The organism is Gracilinema caldarium, from assembly GCF_029265695.1.
In the GTDB taxonomy this organism is placed as follows: Bacteria; Spirochaetota; Spirochaetia; order Treponematales; family Breznakiellaceae; genus Gracilinema; species Gracilinema caldarium_A.
The window spans coordinates 1-21,401 of sequence record NZ_JAJUHW010000011.1; the positions used below are offsets into that span (position 1 = coordinate 1).

A 21,401-nucleotide genomic window follows, 5' to 3' on the forward strand; every position below is an offset into this window, starting at 1 on the left:
ACTATACGCTATAGAAGTTTTTCTTGACAATCCGTCAAGACGGCCCCATCATGTAAAAATCGAAGGAGACGCCACCATGAGCTACACCACGGATCTTATCAAGAACCTATCGTTAGCCGGTCACGGCGGTACCGGCAAAACGACGTTATTCGAACGCCTGCTTTTTGCCGGCGGAGTAATAGCAAAACCTGAAACAGTCGAATCAGGGAAAACCGTCAGCGATTCGTCGCCAGAGGAAATCGAACGGAAAATTTCAATCTATGCGGCTTTGGCCCATGTGGATTGGAAGGGCAAGAAAATCAACCTGCTCGATACTCCCGGATCCTCGGACTTTATTGGGGATGTTATTCTGGCAATCAGGGCCTCGGAATTTACCCTGGTTACCGTGGATGCCCGCTCTGGGGTACAGATTGAAACCTTAAAAATTTGGCGGACCTTGAATGCCCGGGGCAAACCCCGTGGTATTTATATTACAAAACTTGATGATGAACGGTCAAATTTTGAGACCACCCTGAAGGATATTAAGGAGAAACTCAAGATTGATCCGGTCCCGTTCTTCCTTCCCATGGGAGCCAACGGCAATTACAAGGGCGTTATCGATGTGCTCAACGAAAAGGCTTATTTTGTTCAGAGCGAAGGCCTTGAAAAAGAAGGACCGATTCCGGAGGAATACAAAGATGCGGTAAACGATGCACGGCAGCGCCTTATCGAAGCCGCAGCAGAAGGTGATGATACCCTGATGGAACATTACATCAATAAGGGCTCCCTGGAAGCCGAAGAAATGCATACGGGTCTCATCGAAGCCCTGGCGGATCACAAATATGTGCCCGTCTTCTGCGGTGTGCCCCTTAAAAACTCAGGACTCATACCTTTCCTTGATTTTATTTCTGATATCGGACCCGATCCCCGAACCGCCAGCGATACAGTGGCCCTCCCCGACGGGACAGAAAAGGCGGTCGCCATCGATCCTGAAAAACCCTTTGCAGCCTTCGTGGTAAAAACTACGTTTGACCAATTCTCCGGTAAAATTTCCTGGATTAAGCTGTTCAAGGGAAAGCTTCATTCTGATTCGGAAATCTTTAATGTTACGGAAAATAAAAAAGAAAAGGTCGGCAAGCTCTACATTTGCCAGGGGAAAAAGCTGGAAGAAGTACAGGAATTGTATGCCGGTGACATCGGGGTGATCACCAAATCGGCAAGCCTCAGGACCAACGACACTATTACCGATCCTGCCACCCCCATGTCATTTGTACCGTTAAAGCTGCCAGAGCCGGTACATTCTGTGGCGGTAAACGCCGTTCAAAAGCGGGATGAGGATAAACTTGGCGAATATCTACTTCGGGCCACCGAAGAAGATAAAACGCTCCGATACGAATACAATACGGAGACAAAAGAAGCGGTCCTCTCTGGTATGGGCGAACTCCATGTCAATATAATTCTGGATAAAATAAAACAGAATCAAAAAATTGAAGTCCAGACCCATATTCCCCGGGTTGCTTACCGTGAGACTATTACTAAAAAAGCCGGTGCTGAATATACCCATAAAAAACAGACCGGCGGTCATGGCCAGTACGGTAAGGTAGTTCTGGAAATCGCACCCCTTCCGCGGGGTGAAAAATACCGGTTCATCAATGCCATATTTGGCGGTGCCATTTCCAAGGGCTATATCCCCGGTGTTGAAAAGGGAATACTGGAAGCGATGAATAACGGTGTCCTCGCAGGCTATCCGGTAGTTGATGTGGAAGTAAAGGTGGTGGATGGCAAGGAACATCCGGTTGACTCTTCCGAACTTGCCTTTAAATTGGCTGCACGAAACGCCTTTAAGGAAGCCATGAAACAGGCTAATCCTACGCTCCTTGAGCCTATCATGAATCTCACCGTATTTGTAGAAGACAAGTACATGGGGGATGTCATGTCCGATCTATCAGGGAAGCGGGGTAAAATTCTTGGCCAGCAGTCAATTGGTGGCGGTATCGAAGAAATCCGCGCCCAGGTTCCTCAGGCAGAATTGCTTCGCTATTCCATAGACCTTCGGTCTATGACAAGCGGTACCGGTTCTTTCAACGTAGAATTTGATCACTATGCGCCAATCAGCGGAAAGATAGCTGAAGAGGTGATTAAAGCCGCCCAGGCATTCCGTGTCCAGGAGGCAGAAGAATAATCCATTTGTTCAGAAAACAATAGTGCGGATTAGGGGCCGCAAAAAAAGGAGGCGGGAGCTGTTCCTTGTGAACAGCTCCTTTTTTTATTATGTTCTTTCAGCAAGCGGGATAAAGGGGAGCCTCGGCTGAACGCACTTGTATGCGGGTCGGATAATTCTTCCCCCTGAAATAATTTCTTCCATTCGGTGGGCACACCAGCCTGCAACGCGGCTTATTGCAAAAATCGGCGTATAAAGCTCTGACGGGATACCCAACATGTGGTATACAAAGCCAGAATAGAAATCCACGTTGGTACAAATAGACTTATCAGAACCTTTTACCTTCTTAAACACCGAGGGAACCAGGGATTCAATGGTTCTATAAAGGTTAAACTCTTCGTAGAACCCCTTTTCCTTGGCAAGTTCTTCCGCTTTGTTACGGAGCAATGTGGCCCGCGGGTCTGATACGGTATAGACAGCATGCCCCTGTCCATAAATAAGACCGGTTTTATCGAAGACTTCGCCTTTAAGGATTTTTATTAAATAGTCAGCAACCTCTCCTTCATTGTCCCAATGTTTCACACCCTTTTTAATATCATCCATCATGCCCATTACTTTTATATTTGCACCGCCATGCTTATAGCCTTTAAGAGAACCGATACCAGCGGCAATGGCAGAATAGGTATCTGTGTCGGCGGATGAAATAAGATGCACCGCAAAAGTTGAGTTGTTTCCTCCACCATGTTCAGCGTGTAAAACTAAAGCTAGATCCAAAATATCCGCTTCCAATTTGGTGAATTTCTGGTCTTGCCGGATAAGGGATAAGAGGGTTTCTGCCGTAGAATCGGTCTTTCCGGGAGAATGGATAAAAAGGCTTTCATGATCGTAATAGTGTTTTTTTGCCATATAAGCATAGGCAACCATGGTCGGGAACCGGGCAATCAGCTCTATACACTGACGCAGCACATTTTCTGGGGAAAGGTCTTCTGCACGGTCATCATAGGCGTAACAGGTAAGCACCGATCGGGCCAGCTTGTTCATGATATCCGGAGAGGGAACCTTCATAATAGTATCTTCTGCAAAGTTTTTTGGCAGAGCCCTTTTCTCTCCCAGGAGAGCTGAAAACTCTTCTAATTCAGATTTTGTGGGTAAATCACCAAAAAGCAGCAGGTATATAGTTTCTTCAAACCCATAGCGCTGTTCTTGGGCTGCATGAAATACCAGATCTTCCACATCATAACCGCGGTAATACAGTTTACCATCTACAGGAACCCGCTCTCCCTCATCCATGATGTAACCATGAACATCACCTACCCGGGTAAGTCCAACAAGAACACCGGTACCATCTGCATTTCGCAGTCCCCGTTTCACATTGAATTTTGTGTATAATTCAGGATCAATCTTGTTATTGTTCATGATCTTAGAAAGATAGGTATCCGTATTCATAGGCCCTCCATGTATAATTATTCACTTTATAGGACCATATTTTGCATACTTATGCAATAGGTTTGACGAAAATTGTAATTTCATTTATAGTAACTATCTATGAATACACCACTCATCAAAGAAATCATGACCCTTTCTCCGGAAGGGCAAACAGTCATTATACGCGGCTGGGTACGTACCAAACGGGATCTTAAAAATTTGGTATTTATTGAAGTTAACGATGGATCCTGTTTTAAAAACATCCAGTGTACCTTTGATCTTTCCCAACTATCCGAACAGGAGGTTATTAAAGGCCTTGGTGAAGTGTCTACCGGCGTTTCGGTAGAAATTACAGGGAAACTTATCCCCTCCCCCGCCTCGGGTCAGCCAGTAGAAGTTGCAGCGACTACCCTCCAGGTAGTCGGTAAAGCCCCCGCCGATACATACCCACTGCAAAAAAAACGACATTCTCTTGAATTCCTCCGTGAAATTGGACACTTACGGGCAAGAACAAATACCTTTGGAGCCGTAGCCCGGGTTCGAAGCCGTCTTGCCTTTGCTATTCACGAATTCTTCCAGCACCGTGGTTTTCAGTATGTGCATACGCCCATTATAACCGCCAGCGACTGTGAAGGAGCCGGTGCCATGTTCCAGGTAACTACACTGGATCTTGACAGCCTTGGCAAATCCGGAAAACCCGCAGATTACTCAAAGGATTTTTTTGGAAAACGGAGCTATCTTACCGTTTCTGGACAGCTTGAAGCTGAAACCTACGCAACAGCCCTTTCCCGTGTTTATACCTTTGGGCCCACATTCAGGGCCGAAAATTCAAACACAACCCGTCATTTGGCCGAATTCTGGATGGTTGAACCCGAAGTTGCATTTGCCCATCTGGAAGACAATATGGAACTGGCGGAAGCCTTTCTTAAACACCTCTTTACGGTTGCACTCACGGATTGCCGAGAAGATCTTGAATTCTTTAATGAACGAATTCAGCAGGGTATTATTGAAACCCTGGAGGGTGTGGTAAAATCTCAATTTACCCACATGACCTATACAGACGCGGTTAAAGAGCTCGAAAAGAATGCCGACGTCTTTGAATTTAAGCCCTATTGGGGATGTGACTTGCAAAGCGAACACGAGAAATATTTAACCGAAAAGGTAGCCGGCGGCCCCGTGATCGTCACCGATTATCCTAAAGAAATTAAAGCCTTTTATATGAAATTGAACCCCGATGGAAAGACAGTCCGTGCTATGGACGTTTTGGTACCCCGTTTGGGAGAAATTATTGGTGGCTCTGAACGGGAAGCGCGTCTTGAGGTCTTGGAAAATAGAATCAAAGATTTAGGGATGAATCCCGACGACTACTGGTGGTACTTGGATTTACGGCGTTTTGGTACCGTACCCCATTCTGGTTTTGGGCTCGGTTTTGAACGACTTATCCTTTATGTCACGGGGATGACAAATATAAGGGATGTTATTCCCTATCCCCGGGCAGTAGGACAGGCAGATTTCTAAGAGGTTGCTTGCAGAATTGAAAAGAACTATCACATTAACTTTTCTTTTACTATTTTTTCTAAGGCCTTCCTTATATTCGGAAGGCCTCGAGGTTCGTTCCCGCTCCGCAATTCTTTTAGACGCGACCACTGGTACGGTTCTGTATGAAAAAAATGCAGATGAACCGATACCCCCAGCATCATTAACTAAATTAATGACCATGCATCTTGCATTACAAGATGTTACCATGGGAAAGGTCGCACTTAATGCAGAAGTACCTATTCCTCGTGCAGCCTGGGCCATTAACCAGAGCTGGGGATCGAGCCTCATGTTTCTTGGGCCTGGGCAGCGGGTAACCTTAAAAGAATTACTCTTAGGACTTGCAGTATGTTCCGGTAATGATGCAGCAGTGGCTGTAGCCCTCTATTTATCCCCCTCTATTCAAGATTTTGCAAACCGAATGAATGAGGAAGTTCGCCGGCTCGGTCTTATACATACTCATTTTATAGAACCCTCTGGCATTTCTGAACATAACAGTACTACAGCCCGAGAATTTGCCCAATTTTGCCAGTATTATATCAATCAGCATCCAGAAGCCCTGCAAGATTATCATTCGGTTCGTGAGTTTGCCTATCCAAAGGCAGAAAATGTGGCAGAAGCATATCGTGACAATCCGCGGACTATTGTGCAGACAAACCGGAACCTGCTTCTTGATACGCTTCCCGGTGTAGATGGGCTTAAAACCGGATATATTATTGAATCGGGTTATAATATTGCTCTGACTGCTCAACGGGACGGAACCCGTTTCCTTGCTGTCTTATTAGGTGGACCAGGAAGATCTTCCCTTCATGGCGGACAAATCAGGGCAGAAGACGGAGCTAAGTTGATTGAATGGGGATTTGAAAACTACAAAACCTTGAAAGTTTCGCTTCCTCAGCTTCCTGAACCCAGAATATGGAAGGGCAAAGAAAACAAGGCTCATCTTGTTTTATCTAATCAGCCACTTGCAACGCAAACAGGCATAGTTATTGATTCTTTGAACCTATCCTTTACTGTTGAAAAACAGCGGGGACTTGATGTTCAGCAACGTATAGAATTGTTTGAGCCCCTCATTGCGCCATTGGACGCAGGCACCGTGGTTGGTCAACTTGTTCTAAGCGACACAGCGGGAATATTAAAACAAATCCCTATACGGCTTGAGCGGCCTGTTCCACAGGGAAACATTTTTAAACGTATTTGGGATTCCATTCTTTTAACTCTTGCTACTCTGTTTAAATAAAGTAACTAAAAGCCAATTTCAAAAGTCGGTCACTATTCTTCGAGTTTTGAAATTGGCTTTGCGATTGCTTACGCTTGCATTGCAACCACTGCGCTAAATCTCGTATTTTTAAGATTAAAACAAAAAGGGCTGTGCTGGAATGTTCCAGCACAGCCCTTTGTTTTACCTCTGCAAGGCACTGAAATACTATTGGATGTATTTCAGTGCATTTGTATTAAGGCCTTACTTCGTTGTAGTAGTGGGAGTAAAGCCCGATTCGGTAGCTTTCTTCTGGGATTCCAGATACCTCAGCACCTGCTGCTGGCCAAAACGGGACATTTCTGCATTTTTACGGGCAGTCTCACGATCCTGGATAATGTTCCAGAGACCTTCATCGTCAATATCCCGATCGGTCTCGATAACAGCCTTATCGTAGATGACCTTAACATCCTTAAAGTAGGCAATAAAATCGCCGCCTTCAGTGGAAGCATCCCGCTGGATAAGGAATCCACCAAACTTAACGAAGGGAGTTGATTTAGGATATAGAGGATAGAGCCGAATTTCACGATTGCGTACGTTTTCGACATACTGAGGATTGTCCCAGCGGAGCTCTCCCCAACCATCAAATTTCAGGTAACCCATGAATACGATATTTTCGTTTCCGTCTGCATCAATCAGGATTGCAGAAAGACCATGGGGGAAATTCAATCCATATACATTTACGGCGACAGATTTAATAACTCCAACATTCTTTACCACACCGTAGCCGTTTTCAAAGCGGGTGAATTTGTTTGCTTTGTCCTCTGCAGTGGGGGCCTGAATGGTTCCGTCATCCGCAACCTGAGTCATGGATTCGAAGGCGGGGATTTCAAAGGGAGGCTGAATCCGGGCCCATGAATTGAAGGGTTCTACGGGGAAGTGAACCCGCACACCAAGGACCTTGCCGAACTGCTTGGAAGGTGCTTCCTGGGTGTAACTCTTGGCTTGATTGGTAACAGTCCGGGAAGAAGATGCCAGGACCACATCCCAGTTTGCCAAGGCGAGGGAGGTCTTCATCACCTTTTTCTGTTCGGTGGTAAAGCTGCCGCCGGCCACGTTGGAGAAATCCATCATGGTCGCACGGTTCTGAGTGGGGACGTTGTCCTGGTTGGGAATTATGTCGGCCGCAAGTTTGGTGAAGTCGATTAATACGGCTTCTTCTGCAAACAACGATCCCGCCGCGAACAACGCGATGGCGACAAGAATGAACATCCGTTTCATTCAAAGCTCCTTTGTATAACGCTATTTAGCATAGGACAAATAAAAGTATACGAGATGAGTTTTATTTGTCAACGCTTTTTATTATTTTTTGATATGTATTTGTACTATAAAGCTCATTTCCTGCTATAAAGAGGGTCACTTCTTTAATTGAGACAAAGTTCTTTTTAATCATCTCTGCTAATACCCTGGCCCGCTCTTGAAATGAAGCAGAGCCTCCGACAGGGAGGGCTGCAGTGTCCGATAAGTTTATATAAGCCCGGTCTTTCCTAATCATGATCGTTTCGAGACGGGAATCCTGGGGAAATAATGGCAGTTTATCAACCAACATAGGACCAAGGAGGTATTCTTCTACATAGTGTTGTAACTGTTCCTCTTTTGTCTTGCCGGAGGGGAAAAACCTGGTTTCTACCCGTAAACTTCCGCTTTTTTGTTCGTAGAAACTAAAAACAAAGCGTTTTTGAGGGGTGACCAATATATCCACAAAGGCGATTACAATCAGTACAATTAAAACGGCAAGCCGACGGTTTGCTGATGTACGAAAAAATGCCCTATTCCACTGCACTATGGATGAAAAAAGGTTTGATTTCATCGTGAAGTTGTAAAGCCTCCGGTTTTTTCGAAATTGGTAACAAATTCTGCAATACCCTTATATAACGCTTCGGAAAACTTCTGCAAGTAGGTCCCATCGCTCATCAATAGGGCATCCTGGAGATTGGTGATAAAGCCTAGTTCCACTAACACAGAGGGCATTTTTGCATTGCGCACCACAAACCATTCTTCGGCCTTTATTCCCCGGGAAGGAATTCGGTCTCCCAGAGAGGTATCGAGCTGACCCAGGATGTGCTTTGCTAACAGGATGCTTTCAGTGGTGAATTCTTCTTCGAGCATGGCATTTAAGATAGGCAGGACCTCGGTTGATTCCTGGTATTTTTTAGGATCCACCACGGTCCGACGGTATTCAGGGCTGAGATACCAGACCTCATAGCCTCGGGCATTTTTGTTAAATGAAGCATTAGCATGGATAGAAATATACAAAATAGCTTCGTGTTCGCCGAGCTGTATAGAATTTGCGATAGAAACCCGGTCATCCAGCGTAGGATAGGTATCGCTCGATCGGGTCATGAGGATGCGTTTTTCGGGGTATTGCGCCACAAGCGCATCATACACCTGTTTTCCCACCGTAAGGGTTATGTTTTTTTCCTGGAGGGTCACCTTTTTTTTATGTATCGTATGTTCCGCAATGGCTCCGCTGTCCCTTCCTCCATGACCGGGATCTATCACGATGGCCGCAATGCGGTACAGGCTTTGATTCGTCGTCTTTATAGAAGCAAGAGCCTTTTCAAGGCCCTGCAGGGTCTCTGAAGGAAAGAAAAGTGTTCCGCCTGAGTAACGGGGCGGAGGAAGATGAACCACATAGCGGCCGTCGATGATAAAAGGTAAGGCGTTTTCACCCGACTCGGCGCTAAAACTGATCCGGTGTTCCGGTGTAAGAAGCAGTCCCGCTTGCAGAAGCGGATCCCACTGAAGCTTTGCAGACAAACCGGTGAGCACCTTGGATAGCTCCACATCCTCTGCAAAGCCTGGCATGAGGGCAACAAAAAAGAGTACGAATAAAAGATGCCGCCGACCTTGCGTTCCGCCCTTTTTCATCACCTATTCCGCTCTGCCGCCTGAGATATAAGCTCATCAATATAGTAAAGGGCACCCTGATAGGAACCACGAACAAAGGCCTGCCAAAAACGACGGCCTAAAATGGTCATGCCGGTCTGAGGCTGTGTTACTACAGGTAATTCAAGTCCGGTAATAGTTCTCAGCACCTGGAGACTTTCTTCGGGGCTCCGACCATGGTAATCTTTTAAAGAAGCCTGGAAAAGCTCCGGAAAAGCAAAGATGGAGATGGCCCCCTTCGCTACAGCATCTAGATCCGCATTGTTTGCGGGCATAGCAAAAAGTCTTTGGGCCAGGTCCGGGGAGAGCGGGTAAGCCGGAGGTGGAAATGACAGGACCGATGCTGGGCTTTCGGTAAATAAAAAGGCTTCGGTTTCCGCATGGGGACTTGCGAGGCGTATCCAGATCCGGCGGGCCGCATCTTCTGCGGCTTGTATGGCCGCATCACGGTCAGGCAGGGCGCTGATGACGTTGCCGCATTTAGTAACGTTATTTTCCGGGAACTGCACCCGGGACCCTTTGGAGATCCTCGAAAAGACATCTTTAATGCCCGGAATAGTTTTCGCTTCATCAATTCCATACAGTTCAGCCACCTGGCCGGGGATAGAAATAAATGCTCGTTCAGCGCTGGTCCAGGTGCGAATTGGTTCGAGGGGTCCCGGCGCTTCGCCGATGGCAACAGCGATAGCTGCTTTTGTGGGTTCCACCCCGGAAGCGTAAGGATAGGTCCAGCCTGACATATAGCCCCCGGAAAGGCGGGCCGCAATTTCGCCGATCATAGGACCCTGGGGAGTAAGCTTGACATCCCCCTTGGCAGCCCCGTTGGTAATGCCGAGGGCCCGGACTCCCGCCTTAAAGGTCTCAACCAGCACTGCGGCCTCTTGCTCCGGAAGCGCAGTCGGCATGGTGTGACCCATTTCTATAAAATAGGGTGGAAAGAAAATATGCCGGTCAGCCAGGCCGCAGATGCTTATATTCCCTTGATACACAATCGCATCGACAGAAAATTCCGGGCCCTCCATGTATTCTTCCACAATTGCCCGGCCGGACCGGGAAAAGTTAAGCGCGTCCTGCAGGGCTGCCCGCAGGTCTTCTGCCGAATCGGCCCGCCTGCAGCCCCGGGCGCCCATGTTGTCTACCGGTTTTACGACCACGGGAAAAGAAAAGGGCAGCGCCGGAAGGCTCCCTGCGGTAAATTGGGATTGATGAACGATAACAAATTCGGGGGATGGAACCCCCGCTTCTTTGAAGCGCCGCCGCATCCGTTCTTTATCTGAGGCGTCTAAAGCAGCTTCGTAGGGAATGCCCGGAAGCCCGAGCCGTTCTGCAACCCAGGCGACGGAGGCAGAAAAATCGGTTCCAGCCGTTATAATCCCTGAGAGACCGCCATCCATTTTAAGGGACCGGGCAAAGGTTTCCAGTGCTTCCTTGTCTTTGAGGTCGATTTTTTCGAACCGGTCCGCCAAACCGACACAAGCAGCATTGGGATCCGCATCGACCACTATGGCCTCAAGGCCTCGTTCTTTTGCAAAGTTAATGGCCGGTTTCTGCATGATACCGGCGCCTAAGATCAATATCCTTTGTTTCATTATCTTATTCCCTATTCTTTTATGGCGTAGGCTTCAAAGGTATCACCCAAAGAAAATATTTGACTGATCCTATACAGCATCCTATATATGACTGTTTTTTTCGACTTTGCAAAGGGTCCTAAAAGGGGAAACCGTTCCGGATGGTGCCCCGTATTGACCGTTTTTACCAGTCGAAAGCCAAAACGCTTCAAGATCGGGCCGCTTTTCGCGGGGCTCCAGATGGTCCAATGATCAGGAGGACTGTGTTCCAAAAAGGAGTGGGGTCGGGCCCGACCCGAAATGCCAGAACCAGAAGGGGTAGAAAAGGCAAGGATTCCCCCTTTTTTAAGGAGGGCGGCGGCCCCTTTCAGGGCGGTACCTAGGTCCTGAAAGTGTTCAATCACATACCAAAGCGTAACCACATCCATAGCTTGGCCGCCGGTCAGGGGGCTCAGGTCCGTTTCGGGGAAAAGGCCCTGGAGTACCGGTACTCCCACATGGTCCTGAACATAGCGAACCGCATCGGATGAGGGGTCGAGGCCCCGGACAGACCACCCCAGGTCGCGGCCGGCGGCCAGAAAGGGGCCATAGGCACAGCCGATATCAAGGAGTCTGACCGGATCCTCTAGGGTCTTGGTATGAGGCAAGAGGCTTTGAATCCTTTCGAGCCGGGCCTGGGCCATACGAACCAGGTTGGGAAAGTCTTCGATATAAGTTTTGCCATACTGTTTCTTGTAGTCTTCCAGAAAATAGGCTCCGTCATAGGTAATGGGAGGTTCGTTGGGGCGGCTCATATAGGTGATGCCGCAGGTCCTGCAGCGGAAATAGGTTCGTTCAGGTAAGCGGGCAAGGACTTTTCTGTGCCGGGGCTGCCTGTCGTAGCAGAGGGGACAACGGCTGTGGCCGGGAAAGGTCCAGCGGCTCAAGGTGGCAGCCAGGGCCATGGGTTCCTTCTGGGGAGGAATATGGCGCTGGGCTGCTTTGCAGCTCATTTCTAGGATGCTTTGATATTGAGATTTTTTGACCAGGAGCCGCCCTGCCCTTGCGGCGGCCCGGCGGCCATACCCAAAGGAATAAAGCCCTGCCGAAAGACTTAATACTTCGTGGTACCCCGTCGGAGAAACTAGGGCGACCGGGAGCCGGGCCGCCAGGGCTTCGAAGGCGGTAAGGCCGAAATGGGTAATAAGAAGGTCATAGCGGCAGAGGGTTTCGGCAAGCCCTGAGGGGCTCTCCAGGATCTGTACACCCTGACGAGCTAGGGCGGTTCGCTCTTCCTGGGAAATAAGGCGGTTTTTTGGGCCAATCACTAGGGTAATCCAGTTTGCAGGGACAAAGTCCATTAGCCCCTGAACTACAGGGATGCTTAAGCATCGTTCGTCTTCAGCACCGAAACTGACCAAAATGCGAATTGTCCTGGGGGCCCCTGGGCCTTCGCCCTTTCTGTTTTGGCACCATAAGAAGGCTTTCTGAAAGTCTGCTTCTGCGGGGAAATCCTCCCGCAGCTTTTCTGGAAGGGTAAGAAACGCTGTCTGAGCAAGATTAGCCCTGTCCTGTGAACCCGCGGCGCGGCAGAGGCTCCGAAAGGGGAACAGGCGGGAACACAGGGGGGCGCAAAGACTTAAAAGCCGCACCACAAGAGAAAATCGCTTTGGCCCCGGCAGTATGTCAATGAGGTAGTCAAAGCGGTTGCGGCAGGAACCGCCTTCATCGATACCGACTAAGGGGGCCCGGCTCGCCCATTGGCGAAAAAGCTTGCCATCGGTTCTGAATCCGTCTATGACAATAAAGCGCCAGGAGGGTACTGCAAGGGCTTCCGTGTCGTTCATATGCGGAATGGTCTCATCCACAGATTCCGGCTTGTGGTTGTAAAGGTAGACTTCTACCCCGCGGGCTGCAAAATCCTGAACGAGTCTGCGGCACCGAGCTATATGGCCGCCGCCAGATCCAGGGCGGCTGTTTGGAATAACGAGTATCGGTGCGGGTTTTTCGCTTCCGTTCATCAACCCACCTCTTTATTATGATAGGCTTTTAAAATGGTCTCCCCTCGGTACCGCAGCGGAATATCATTTTTATTTTCTGCTGCAAGAGCGGTGATTGCGGGGTACAGCCTTTGTGCTCGCTCATAATCCTCATAGGTATCCACGGTGAGACGCACCTGGGGCTCCCGCCACTTGAGAGGACAGAGGGGGCGGTGCAAATAAAAAATGTTCGGATTATTATACAAGTAGGGACAGACATGTTCCCGGTCATAGGAGGAAGAGCTTTCCCGGTCCGCACGAAACAGAGCTTCGGCTTTGATGATTTCCACGCCGCTTCCATAGGGCATGCTGGTCAGGGTGCCGTAATCGGCTTCCAAGGCTATGCTTTCCTGGGCGCTCATCCAGGCAGCGTCGGTAAATACAAAGGGGTTGTCCGCGGTGGCCCGTATACAGTAGTCGAGTGCAAAGGCTTTGCATGCCAGCACAAAACGGCGAAGCACATCATCTTTAGGACCTGCTATGATATCAAAGCCTGCGACTTCTGCGATGGGCTTAAAAGCCTCATATGAATCCTCCGGGCAGGCGAGTATATGATGCTGTACCGGGATGAATGACAGGGCTTCCAAAACCCGAAACAACAGGGGCTCCCCATGCAGAGGCAGGAGCGCCTTGCGGGGAAGCCTGCTTGAATCAAGCCGGGCCTGAACGATGACGCCGAAGTTCATTCAGCATCCTCCCATAGTTCGGTAAGCTGCCGGGCATCCAGGCGGAACCGATATTTGTAAAGCGCTACCCATGCGCGGACATCGCGGAAGTTTTTCCAGGCCGTTTTCCAGCCCTCGCCTGATTTTAAAAAATAATGGAAAAAGCGCCGCCAGGGCAAATGAGCCGTATCGCCCCGGAATACGGGGGCAATGTTTTTAAGGTAAAAACGGCGGTAATCGGGATGTATGGAGGTATCTTGAGGAGCCAGATTGCCATCGTAGAGCACCTTGACAAGCTGGGAAGATGCAATTTTTTCCCCCCACAGGTGGGCCCGGAATCCAAAATCCATAAGCTGCCAGTAGGGGCTTTTAAGGGTAGCATCATAACCGGTGAGCTTGATGAATTTTTCTGTGCGGTAAATACCCACTCCATCAAAGGGATATAACGAAAGGGAACCTTCTTTAACGGGTACGAAGGGGATTGTTTTTATGCTGCCCCGATACAGGGCGGGGACTATGAGGGTCGGCAGGGCCTCAAAATGGCTGTTCTGCACTACCGGCACGGTGCACAAAATATCGTTTTGCAGAAGCCGGTCCGCAATCCTCCCTGCCCCGCCGCTTTGAACAAAACGGACATCGTTCCAAAGCACAAAAAAAAGGGGAGTTCTTACCTCCATGGCGGCAATGTTGATCTGTTCTCCCGGCGAAGAACTTTCCCGGAGCAGCAAAAACTGCGCAAAGGGATAACGCTGGGAAAGTTCCTCCATATCGTATGATTCTTTTCCTGTTTCTACGGAGATGACAAAATCAAAACCTGCCTTCTCCAGGTCCTGAAACAGGCTCCTGCGCAGATAACGGCCGCCGCGGCTCAGGAGCACCGCCGTAATACCCGTAGTTCCTGCCCGTTCCCCTCTGCCGATAACCGTATAAGAAGGCACGTCCTGGTTAAAAGTTGAAGGTATAGTACTCATCACAGTCCTTGCAAATACCAGTGTAATTTTTTTGAGCATGTTCCATATAGCTTATATGGGCTTTTTGCCACAGAGCATCCATTGTTTCGGTAAATATGTTCCCCAGCACATCAGTCCGGTGGATATCTTCCTTGCAGCGTGTTACCGTCCCGTCAAGGAGTATGACCATGTCCCGCAAAAGGTGCCAGCAGGGATGCCGTATGAGGGGTGAAATGTCGCCCGCCCGCTTCTGGGGGAGAAAACCAGAAAAATAATCATATTTCTGGATAATGACCTCCGCACCCCGGGCCTTCCAGTGGTGGTAAAACTGCTCTATATCATCCTCCGCACCTTTTACACGGATAGCCTGGACATAGGTCGCCCACGGGAAATGCTGGAGCAGCAGATCGGCAAAACGGTTTGCCTCATCATATCCGGTGCCGCGGATTTCCCGGTACCGCTCAGGGCTTTTAGCGTCCAAGGACACTATCCAGCTTAAGGGTGGCAGGTTATTAGTCCCCCGCCGAAGAGGAGCCGAATTTCTTGCCGCCGCTGCAAAGCGCTCAATCTGGGATGCGGTCCAACCTATACCACTTGTTTCAACAATGAGTGCCAGTTCGGGCCTTTCCAGCACCGCCACGATTAGCTCGACAGCCTGGGGATGCAGGGAGATTTCACCCCAAAGACTGAGATCGATGACCCCTTCGCCGGAAAATGCCACAATTTTGTCCAGTATGGATTTAAAGGCATCGAGGGACATGAAAGCATTAAGCGAAGGATCGCCGAACTGGGGATAGGGACAAAGGGTGCAGCGCTGAGGACAGGGCTGGGATACTTGAATTTGGAAAAAAGCAGGGAGGGTTCTTAAAAGTTCTGGATGGGCCTTAAGGAGCTCCGGCGCTTTATCTGCCCGATCAAGGCCTGCATCGATAAGCCGCTTAAGGAGAATGTGGTTACGTTTTGAATCTGCGGCTAAAGTAAGACGGTAGGACCTGAGGTCCACAGGGGAAATTTCCGTTTCAATATCAAAGGAATTGATATCCTTTTGGAGAACCTGGAACAGGGCATCCCGGCTCACCAGCCCAGTTTGAACGGGTTCACCCCTTTGAGATGTCTCCGTTGAGGCTTGAGCACCTATACTATTTTTATATATTGATAAAAGGATGGCTGCTGTGGAGGGGGCTAAAAGTTCCGGTGCAAAACCATAGGGCCAGCCGTCTGCAAAGGTATATTCGGAAGCCCAGCGCAGATGCCGTTCCGCCATGGCTTGGGTCAAATCCGGATCCAGCAAGGGACAGTCCGCCCAGGCATAGTACAGGAGGTCCTGCCCCTGGGAAAGCTCTGCCAGGCTCTCTAAAAGGTTCAGCACCGTCCATTGCGGCTTTTTAATTATAATACAGCCACCGGGCAAGAGAGATTCATCAATTGTATCCAGAAGAAAGAGATAAACATCCGAAACATGGGGGAATGAGCGGGCCCGTTCCACCGCCAGTGCGAGGGCTGATTTACCTTGAGTGAGGTTTTCGAGTGCGTAGGGGGACAAAGATTGTCCGCCGAATAAAACAACTGGGGCTTTCATATCCCTTACTGTATCGGCATTCCGCCGATTGTCCAATAGGCTTCCCTCGCGTATACTGAAAAACATGCAGCAAGAAGGCTCCTTGAGCGTTTCACAAATCACGGAATTGATAAAAACCTGCCTGGAGACTAGCTTTTCAGAGGTCACGGTGGAAGGAGAAATTTCCAATTACCGGCCCTCCAGCACGGGGCACCTGTATTTTACCCTTAAGGATGCAAATGCGGCCCTGCAGGCGGTCATGTTTAAAAACAGGCTGAAATATCTCGGCTTTACGCCCCGGGACGGACAGCGGGTGAAAGCCCGGGGGAGCATTTCTGTGTACCCCCAGCGGGGAACCTATCAGCTTGTCTGCGAATTTCTTGAGGAAGCGGGAACGGGCGATATACTAGCCATGCTGGAAGAGCGGAAACGGCGGCTTGCCGCGGAGGGCCTTTTTGATACGGAGCGCAAGCGGCCCATTCCCCGTTTTCCCGAAACGGTTGGCATCGTTAGTTCCCCCACCGGAGCGGCAGTCCAGGATATTTTAAACATACTAAGGAGGCGGGCAGCGGGCATCCGTGTTATTGTGCTGCCCTGTCCCGTTCAAGGGGCTGAAGCAGCGCCCCTTATTGCCCGCAGGATTGAACAGGCCAATCAGTGGCAGCTTGCGGATGTGCTTATCGTAGGGAGGGGCGGCGGATCCCTTGAGGACCTGCTCCCCTTTTCCGAGGAGATGGTAGTCCGTGCCATCGCCAATTCTGCGATTCCGGTCATTAGTGCCGTAGGACACGAGATAGACTGGGCCCTTTCTGACTTCGCGGCGGACCTCCGGGCCCCAACCCCCTCGGCGGCGGCGGAACTGGTCAGCGCAAATTGGCAGGAAACCCTGGAGACGGTGCGGAGTTACCAGAAACTCCTCTCCGAATCCATACGGAGTCGCCTCGACCGGGCCCATCTCCTCCTAAAACCCTTTGCACCCGAGCACCTGGAGCTTCGTTTTAGAGCTATTTTACAGCCCCGGCTTGTCCGTTTCGATGATGCCAAGGAAACGCTGCTCCTTGCTATGAAGGACCGTCTCGCAGAGACAAAACGGCGGCTCGAACTGGCGACTAACACACTAGAGGGAGCAAGTCCCCTGGCCATCCTTGAACGGGGCTATGCGGTTGTGTTGGATGAACAAAGCGGCAAGATAATCCGCCGGGCGAGCGATTTAGAGCCGGGCCAGCTTTTACAGATACGGCCTATGGAAGGCCGCTTTACTGCCAGAACAGAAACTATACTTGAACAAGGGGAAAGTCATGGCAACTAAAAATTTTGAAGAACGGCTTGAACGGCTTGAAGCCCTGGGCGAAAAGATCCGCCGCACCGACATTCCGCTGGATGACGCCCTGGCAGCCTTTGAAGAGGGAATTAAACTGGCGCGGACTTTGGAAAAGGATCTATCAAAAATCGAAAGTCGTATTGAGCTTCTCATGAACTCAAGCGAAGCCAAAGAGGACGAAAAACCCGAACTGGACCTTTTTAACACTCAGGAGTAACTGTGACAGAACAGGAAACACAGCGCAGGGCTGTACATATTCTGAGTGCCGACGTGGCCCGCAAAATTGCAGCCGGTGAGGTTGTGGACCGGCCCGCCGCCCTCGTACGGGAACTGGTGGACAACGCTATAGACGCAGGGGCCCGTACCATCGAGGTACAGCTCGAGGGCGGCGGGGCGCGGCGCACCGAGGTGATCGACGACGGCATAGGCATGACCAGGGAGGACCTGGCTCTCTGCTGGTTACCCCACGCGACGAGCAAGGTCGAAAGCCTGGAGGATCTGCTTGCAGCCGAAACCCTTGGCTTTCGTGGCGAGGCACTGGCAGCGATTACTGCCGTAGCCCGGGTAGAAATCCTTACCAGCACCGATGGCCGGGAAGCCTTGCAGCTTTCGGTAGGTCCCGGGGGCTTTGACCGGGCTACCGAAACAGTTGAACGGTACATCCAACAGGCCCGCAGGGTCCGGGGAACCACGGTACGGGTCCTGGGACTCTTTGATGCGGTGCCGGCCCGGAAAAAATTCCTGAAGCGGGACGGGGCCGAAGCGCTCTTATGCAGACAGGTTTTTATCGATAAAGCCATGGCCTTTCCGAACCGGACTTTCCGCCTTGTCCAGGAAGGGAATCTGAAACTGTTTCTTCCCCCGGTGGCAAGTTACCGGGAGCGCTTTATCCAGACCCAGTGTACGGAGGAGGAAAAGCCCTTCGTATATGAAGTATTTGCGAAGGGGGAAGGGTTTTCAGTATCTATGGTTATCGGAGGGCCCGAACTATACCGGCGGGACCGACGGCAGCAGTTTGTTTTTGCCAATGGCCGGCGCATCCAAGATTTTGGTCTCCTACAGGCCCTGGAATACGGTCTCCAGGGAGCCTTCCCGAACGGGACCCATCCGCTGGGGGCCCTCTTTATCACCATAGATCCTGCATTGGCAGATTTTAATATACATCCTGCAAAACGGGAGGTCCGCTTTAAGGACCCCGGGGCAATTCACGGAACTATTTCAAAAAATCTCCGTCAGTTCATGCATAACCTGCTGGTCCGTACTTCCAGCCTGGCTTACAGCGACCAGGATTTAGAAAAAGCCGAGAGCGACAACAGCTTTGGCAGCGCTGCTGCGGACGATTTTGCCACTGGGCTTGGCGGTAGCACTCATATCCAGCCAGAACTGGGCGGTTCTGGTTTTTCTGGTGCGGCTGCAAGCGGATCGCAGAACAGTAGCAGTTCTTTGAACTTCCTGGCTAAACCGCTTGAAAGTTCCCGGCTCGCCATGGAAGCCCTGCTTGAATCCCCACCGGCATATCGTGAACTGCCAAGACAAGCAGATGCCCAACCGGGAGAGCTGGTACGAGGGGCAGATATGGTGCATGCCGCAGCGTCGGCATCCAAACAAGGGGCTCTTTTCGTCGGCCGCCTCTTTGGTCTTTTTCTCATCGCCGAGAGTAAAGGGCGCCTTTATATTATAGACCAGCACGCAGCCCACGAACGAATCCTCTATAATCGCCTATCAACCCATCCGGTACCCCAACAGGAGCTCCTTATTCCGATTGTCTTTGAAACCGATGCTGAAAGTACCGATCGATTCCTGACAGCCCATCAAAAACAGTTGGCCCAGCTCGGCATAGTCCTGGAAACCGAAACGGCAGGACAGTGGAGTATTACCGCCCTGCCTGCGGGCTGGAAAAAGGGAGACCAGGAAACAGTACAGGATATCCTGGCGCTCGAACAGGCCGGAGAAACTTTTTCAGACCGATGGCTTGCAACAATGGCTTGCCACATGGCCATTAAGGACGGCGACTATGTGGATGATATAACAGCCCAGGCGCTTATCGATGCAGCCCTGGAGCTGCCCGTTCCCCGCTGTCCCCACGGACGACCCATTTGGACTGTCATTGACCGGGAAGAACTGCTTAAAGCGGTGCGAAGAATCGAATAAAATAACCTATAAAAAGCGCCTGGACTCAAGGATTTTTTTGCCCTCAAAGGGTTCTGCGCACTTAAATAAATCCCGCAATGGCGGAGGTATAGCCTGTTCCGCCGCATCTGAGAGGGTAAGCCGGCCGCCGCTTGCGCGTTGATAAGCAAGATGAAAAATAAAGTTAATTCCCTCAGCCACGATGGTCCCCGTTTTTCCAGGAGGCTGAAAGGGGATTTCAGCGTAATGGAGCGCCGCAACTAAAGGCAAAGTAAAATCAAGAAGCAGCCGTTCGTAGCTTACAAGGGCTTGGTTAAGCCCTATCCTTAAACATTGTTCTACGGCATAACTAGCCTTTTCCCGCTCAGGGGGAATAAGGAACAAAAAAGCAGCGTCGTTCTGCATCCAAAGCAGCGCATCCGCAGCCGATAAGGTCTGGGTAAGGTATTGCTGCAGCCGGTTTTGCAGATCCGCAAAACGTTTTTCGCCCAGTGAGGACTTAAGGGAACCCTGATTTTCAGGCCCCAAATACAAAAGGTAAAAGGGATATACCATTCCGGATTTGACAGCATGCCAACCGGGAAAGGCGGGAGGCTCTTCGCACAGTGCAGCTGCCGTACTGCGGAGATTCCCCTCTCCACCCGCAGATACGGATCTTAAGCGGGACCAGAATTCTTGAATACGTTTCCACCGCTGGTTTGTGAAGCCTTCGGCAACAGAGGCAGGCCCAATATAATCCGCAGCTCCCTCATGAAAAAACCAGGCAGGATCATGGGCTTGTCCCTTCGTATCAAGCACCCCCCAGGGAAGCTGTTCATAGGAGCTGCGCATTTTTTTTAAAAGCCTTTTACAGTGGGCGTCTTCAAGGCCATCAATATCCAGATAACACAAATCAAATGGATTAAGTCCTTTTTGGCCGATCGAGTCGAGGGAAGCACATTCAAGCTCCCATCGGGGTATAATGGGAAAAGCGCCGGACTTATATTCCCGGGATGTAAAAAGAACGACCTTCATGGCTGCTCCAGCTGTATTGAATAGTTCCGCAGTTTGTATGAGTCCTTAATTTGTTCAGGTGAAAAACGCTCTTGGATCACCCGATCTATGGACAGAAACACGTTACTGGTGACTACCAGTGTATCGGGCCGGCCAAAACGGGATTCTACATGGTTGATTTCCCGCAGGGTTTCGTTCTTTTTAAGTTCCACCGGATCTTCAATATATTTTACCGGTCCGCCGTGCACCGCAAGACGAACCTGGAGGGGCTTTGAAAGCGGATTGGAAAGCCGGTTATAAAAAAACAAGTTATGGAGTATTTCCATACCCGCAAGCACCGCGGACCGCTCTTTTTTGCCGAATACAAAGGCCGCGAGGCAACCGTCTCCCTCCCAAAACCAAATCCTGCCCATCCGGGAGAGAACAGAACGGGAAACAATATTTCGAAGTTCCCCATAGGCTGCATCAATCTGAGAACTTTGGTGGGCCCTTACCAATTCTGAATTCTGAACAATATCGAGCCTCAGCAGGGCAAGCTGAAATTCGTCTCCTTGTACCAGCCGTCCCCAATGGGGACTAATCTGGTTCTGGGCATTTTCCATAAAGAGGCCCGTGACCGAATCATAGGAATACCCTTCTGCAAGTATCGTTTTTATCAAGTCCCGCATATACAGAAGATGATATTCCCGGCCCATGTAGCCAGAACAATCAATTTTGATAAGCAGCTCAATAAGCTGCAGATACCTGCCCTCAGCGATGATATCTTTAACAACCTGTTCAGCGGCGGTCTGGGCGGTAATGGGAATATTCTCCGGTATCCCAGACCGCTCGTGGATATTGTAACCGGGCACAACAATCCGAGCCAGCCTGACAATCATATCCATACTGAGAGATTCGTAGAGAATTTTACAGGTTAGTCGGTACAGTCCGGTTTTAACTTTCATAGTGTG

Annotated in this window: 17 protein-coding genes; 6 read left to right on the forward strand and 11 right to left on the reverse strand. The window is 50.1% G+C overall.

Annotated features, from left to right (window positions below; translation table 11 throughout):
* The first annotated feature begins 76 nt into the window (after positions 1-76).
* Complete coding sequence (gene fusA / locus Q7P68_RS05335; protein ID WP_304223878.1) at positions 77-2,161, forward strand: elongation factor G; 2,085 nt, start codon at positions 77-79, stop codon at positions 2,159-2,161.
* Between the two features lie 87 nt (positions 2,162-2,248).
* On the opposite strand, the gene Q7P68_RS05340 is transcribed toward fusA, so the two are convergent.
* Positions 2,249-3,586, reverse strand: coding sequence for a citrate/2-methylcitrate synthase (locus tag Q7P68_RS05340; RefSeq protein ID WP_304223715.1), 1,338 nt, complete (start codon positions 3,584-3,586; stop codon positions 2,249-2,251).
* Between the two features lie 99 nt (positions 3,587-3,685).
* Between Q7P68_RS05340 and asnS the strand changes: the two genes are divergently transcribed.
* Positions 3,686-5,083 carry an asparagine--tRNA ligase gene (gene asnS, locus Q7P68_RS05345; protein WP_304223718.1) on the forward strand — a complete coding sequence of 466 codons (1,398 nt, stop codon included), beginning with the start codon at positions 3,686-3,688 and terminating at the stop codon, positions 5,081-5,083.
* A 16-nt stretch (positions 5,084-5,099) separates the two neighbouring features.
* A complete protein-coding gene (locus Q7P68_RS05350) occupies positions 5,100-6,341 on the forward strand; it encodes a D-alanyl-D-alanine carboxypeptidase family protein (RefSeq protein WP_304223721.1) in 1,242 nt (413 codons plus the stop codon).
* Positions 6,342-6,563: 222 nt separating this feature from the next.
* Here the strand turns inward: Q7P68_RS05350 and Q7P68_RS05355 are convergent, their stop codons facing one another.
* The 8 genes from Q7P68_RS05355 to Q7P68_RS05390 form a co-directional block, all read right to left on the reverse strand.
* On the reverse strand, positions 6,564-7,580 hold the full coding sequence (locus Q7P68_RS05355) for a flagellar filament outer layer protein FlaA (protein ID WP_304223724.1): 1,017 nt from the start codon (positions 7,578-7,580) through the stop codon (positions 6,564-6,566).
* A gap of 61 nt (positions 7,581-7,641) precedes the next feature.
* Positions 7,642-8,169 carry a GerMN domain-containing protein gene (locus tag Q7P68_RS05360; RefSeq protein WP_304223726.1) on the reverse strand — a complete coding sequence of 176 codons (528 nt, stop codon included), beginning with the start codon at positions 8,167-8,169 and terminating at the stop codon, positions 7,642-7,644.
* Positions 8,166-9,230 carry an N-acetylmuramoyl-L-alanine amidase family protein gene (locus tag Q7P68_RS05365; RefSeq protein WP_304223729.1) on the reverse strand — a complete coding sequence of 355 codons (1,065 nt, stop codon included), beginning with the start codon at positions 9,228-9,230 and terminating at the stop codon, positions 8,166-8,168. Before Q7P68_RS05365 ends, Q7P68_RS05360 begins: the two co-directional genes overlap by 4 nt.
* Positions 9,230-10,837, reverse strand: a complete 1,608-nt coding sequence (locus Q7P68_RS05370; RefSeq protein ID WP_304223731.1) for an ATP-grasp domain-containing protein — start codon at positions 10,835-10,837, stop codon at positions 9,230-9,232. Before Q7P68_RS05370 ends, Q7P68_RS05365 begins: the two co-directional genes overlap by 1 nt.
* Before the next feature lie 11 nt (positions 10,838-10,848).
* A complete protein-coding gene (locus Q7P68_RS05375; protein WP_304223734.1) occupies positions 10,849-12,816 on the reverse strand; it encodes a methyltransferase domain-containing protein in 1,968 nt (655 codons plus the stop codon).
* A complete protein-coding gene (locus Q7P68_RS05380) occupies positions 12,816-13,520 on the reverse strand; it encodes a cytidylyltransferase domain-containing protein (RefSeq protein WP_304223737.1) in 705 nt (234 codons plus the stop codon). The genes Q7P68_RS05375 and Q7P68_RS05380 overlap by 1 nt, the downstream gene beginning before the upstream one ends.
* Positions 13,517-14,470, reverse strand: a complete 954-nt coding sequence (locus Q7P68_RS05385; RefSeq protein WP_304223738.1) for a hypothetical protein — start codon at positions 14,468-14,470, stop codon at positions 13,517-13,519. Before Q7P68_RS05385 ends, Q7P68_RS05380 begins: the two co-directional genes overlap by 4 nt.
* Positions 14,445-16,028, reverse strand: a complete 1,584-nt coding sequence (locus Q7P68_RS05390) for a spiro-SPASM protein (RefSeq protein WP_304223740.1) — start codon at positions 16,026-16,028, stop codon at positions 14,445-14,447. Before Q7P68_RS05390 ends, Q7P68_RS05385 begins: the two co-directional genes overlap by 26 nt.
* A 64-nt stretch (positions 16,029-16,092) precedes the next feature.
* Here Q7P68_RS05390 and xseA point away from each other — a divergent pair, with 64 nt between their 5' ends.
* The 3 genes from xseA to mutL are packed head-to-tail and all read left to right on the forward strand — an operon-like array spanning position 16,093 to position 19,479.
* A complete protein-coding gene (gene xseA / locus Q7P68_RS05395) occupies positions 16,093-17,316 on the forward strand; it encodes an exodeoxyribonuclease VII large subunit (RefSeq protein ID WP_304223742.1) in 1,224 nt (407 codons plus the stop codon).
* Positions 17,306-17,545, forward strand: a complete 240-nt coding sequence (gene xseB / locus Q7P68_RS05400; protein WP_304223745.1) for an exodeoxyribonuclease VII small subunit — start codon at positions 17,306-17,308, stop codon at positions 17,543-17,545. Before xseA ends, xseB begins: the two co-directional genes overlap by 11 nt.
* 2 nt (positions 17,546-17,547) lie before the next feature.
* Positions 17,548-19,479 (forward strand): DNA mismatch repair endonuclease MutL, encoded by a 1,932-nt coding sequence (mutL, locus tag Q7P68_RS05405; RefSeq protein ID WP_304223748.1) that lies wholly within the window; start codon positions 17,548-17,550, stop codon positions 19,477-19,479.
* A gap of 6 nt (positions 19,480-19,485) precedes the next feature.
* Here the strand turns inward: mutL and Q7P68_RS05410 are convergent, their stop codons facing one another.
* Complete coding sequence (locus tag Q7P68_RS05410) at positions 19,486-20,472, reverse strand: response regulator (RefSeq protein ID WP_304223750.1); 987 nt, start codon at positions 20,470-20,472, stop codon at positions 19,486-19,488.
* A complete protein-coding gene (locus tag Q7P68_RS05415) occupies positions 20,469-21,395 on the reverse strand; it encodes a nucleotidyl cyclase domain-containing protein (protein ID WP_304223752.1) in 927 nt (308 codons plus the stop codon). The genes Q7P68_RS05410 and Q7P68_RS05415 overlap by 4 nt, the downstream gene beginning before the upstream one ends.
* Between the last annotated feature and the right edge of the window lie 6 nt (positions 21,396-21,401).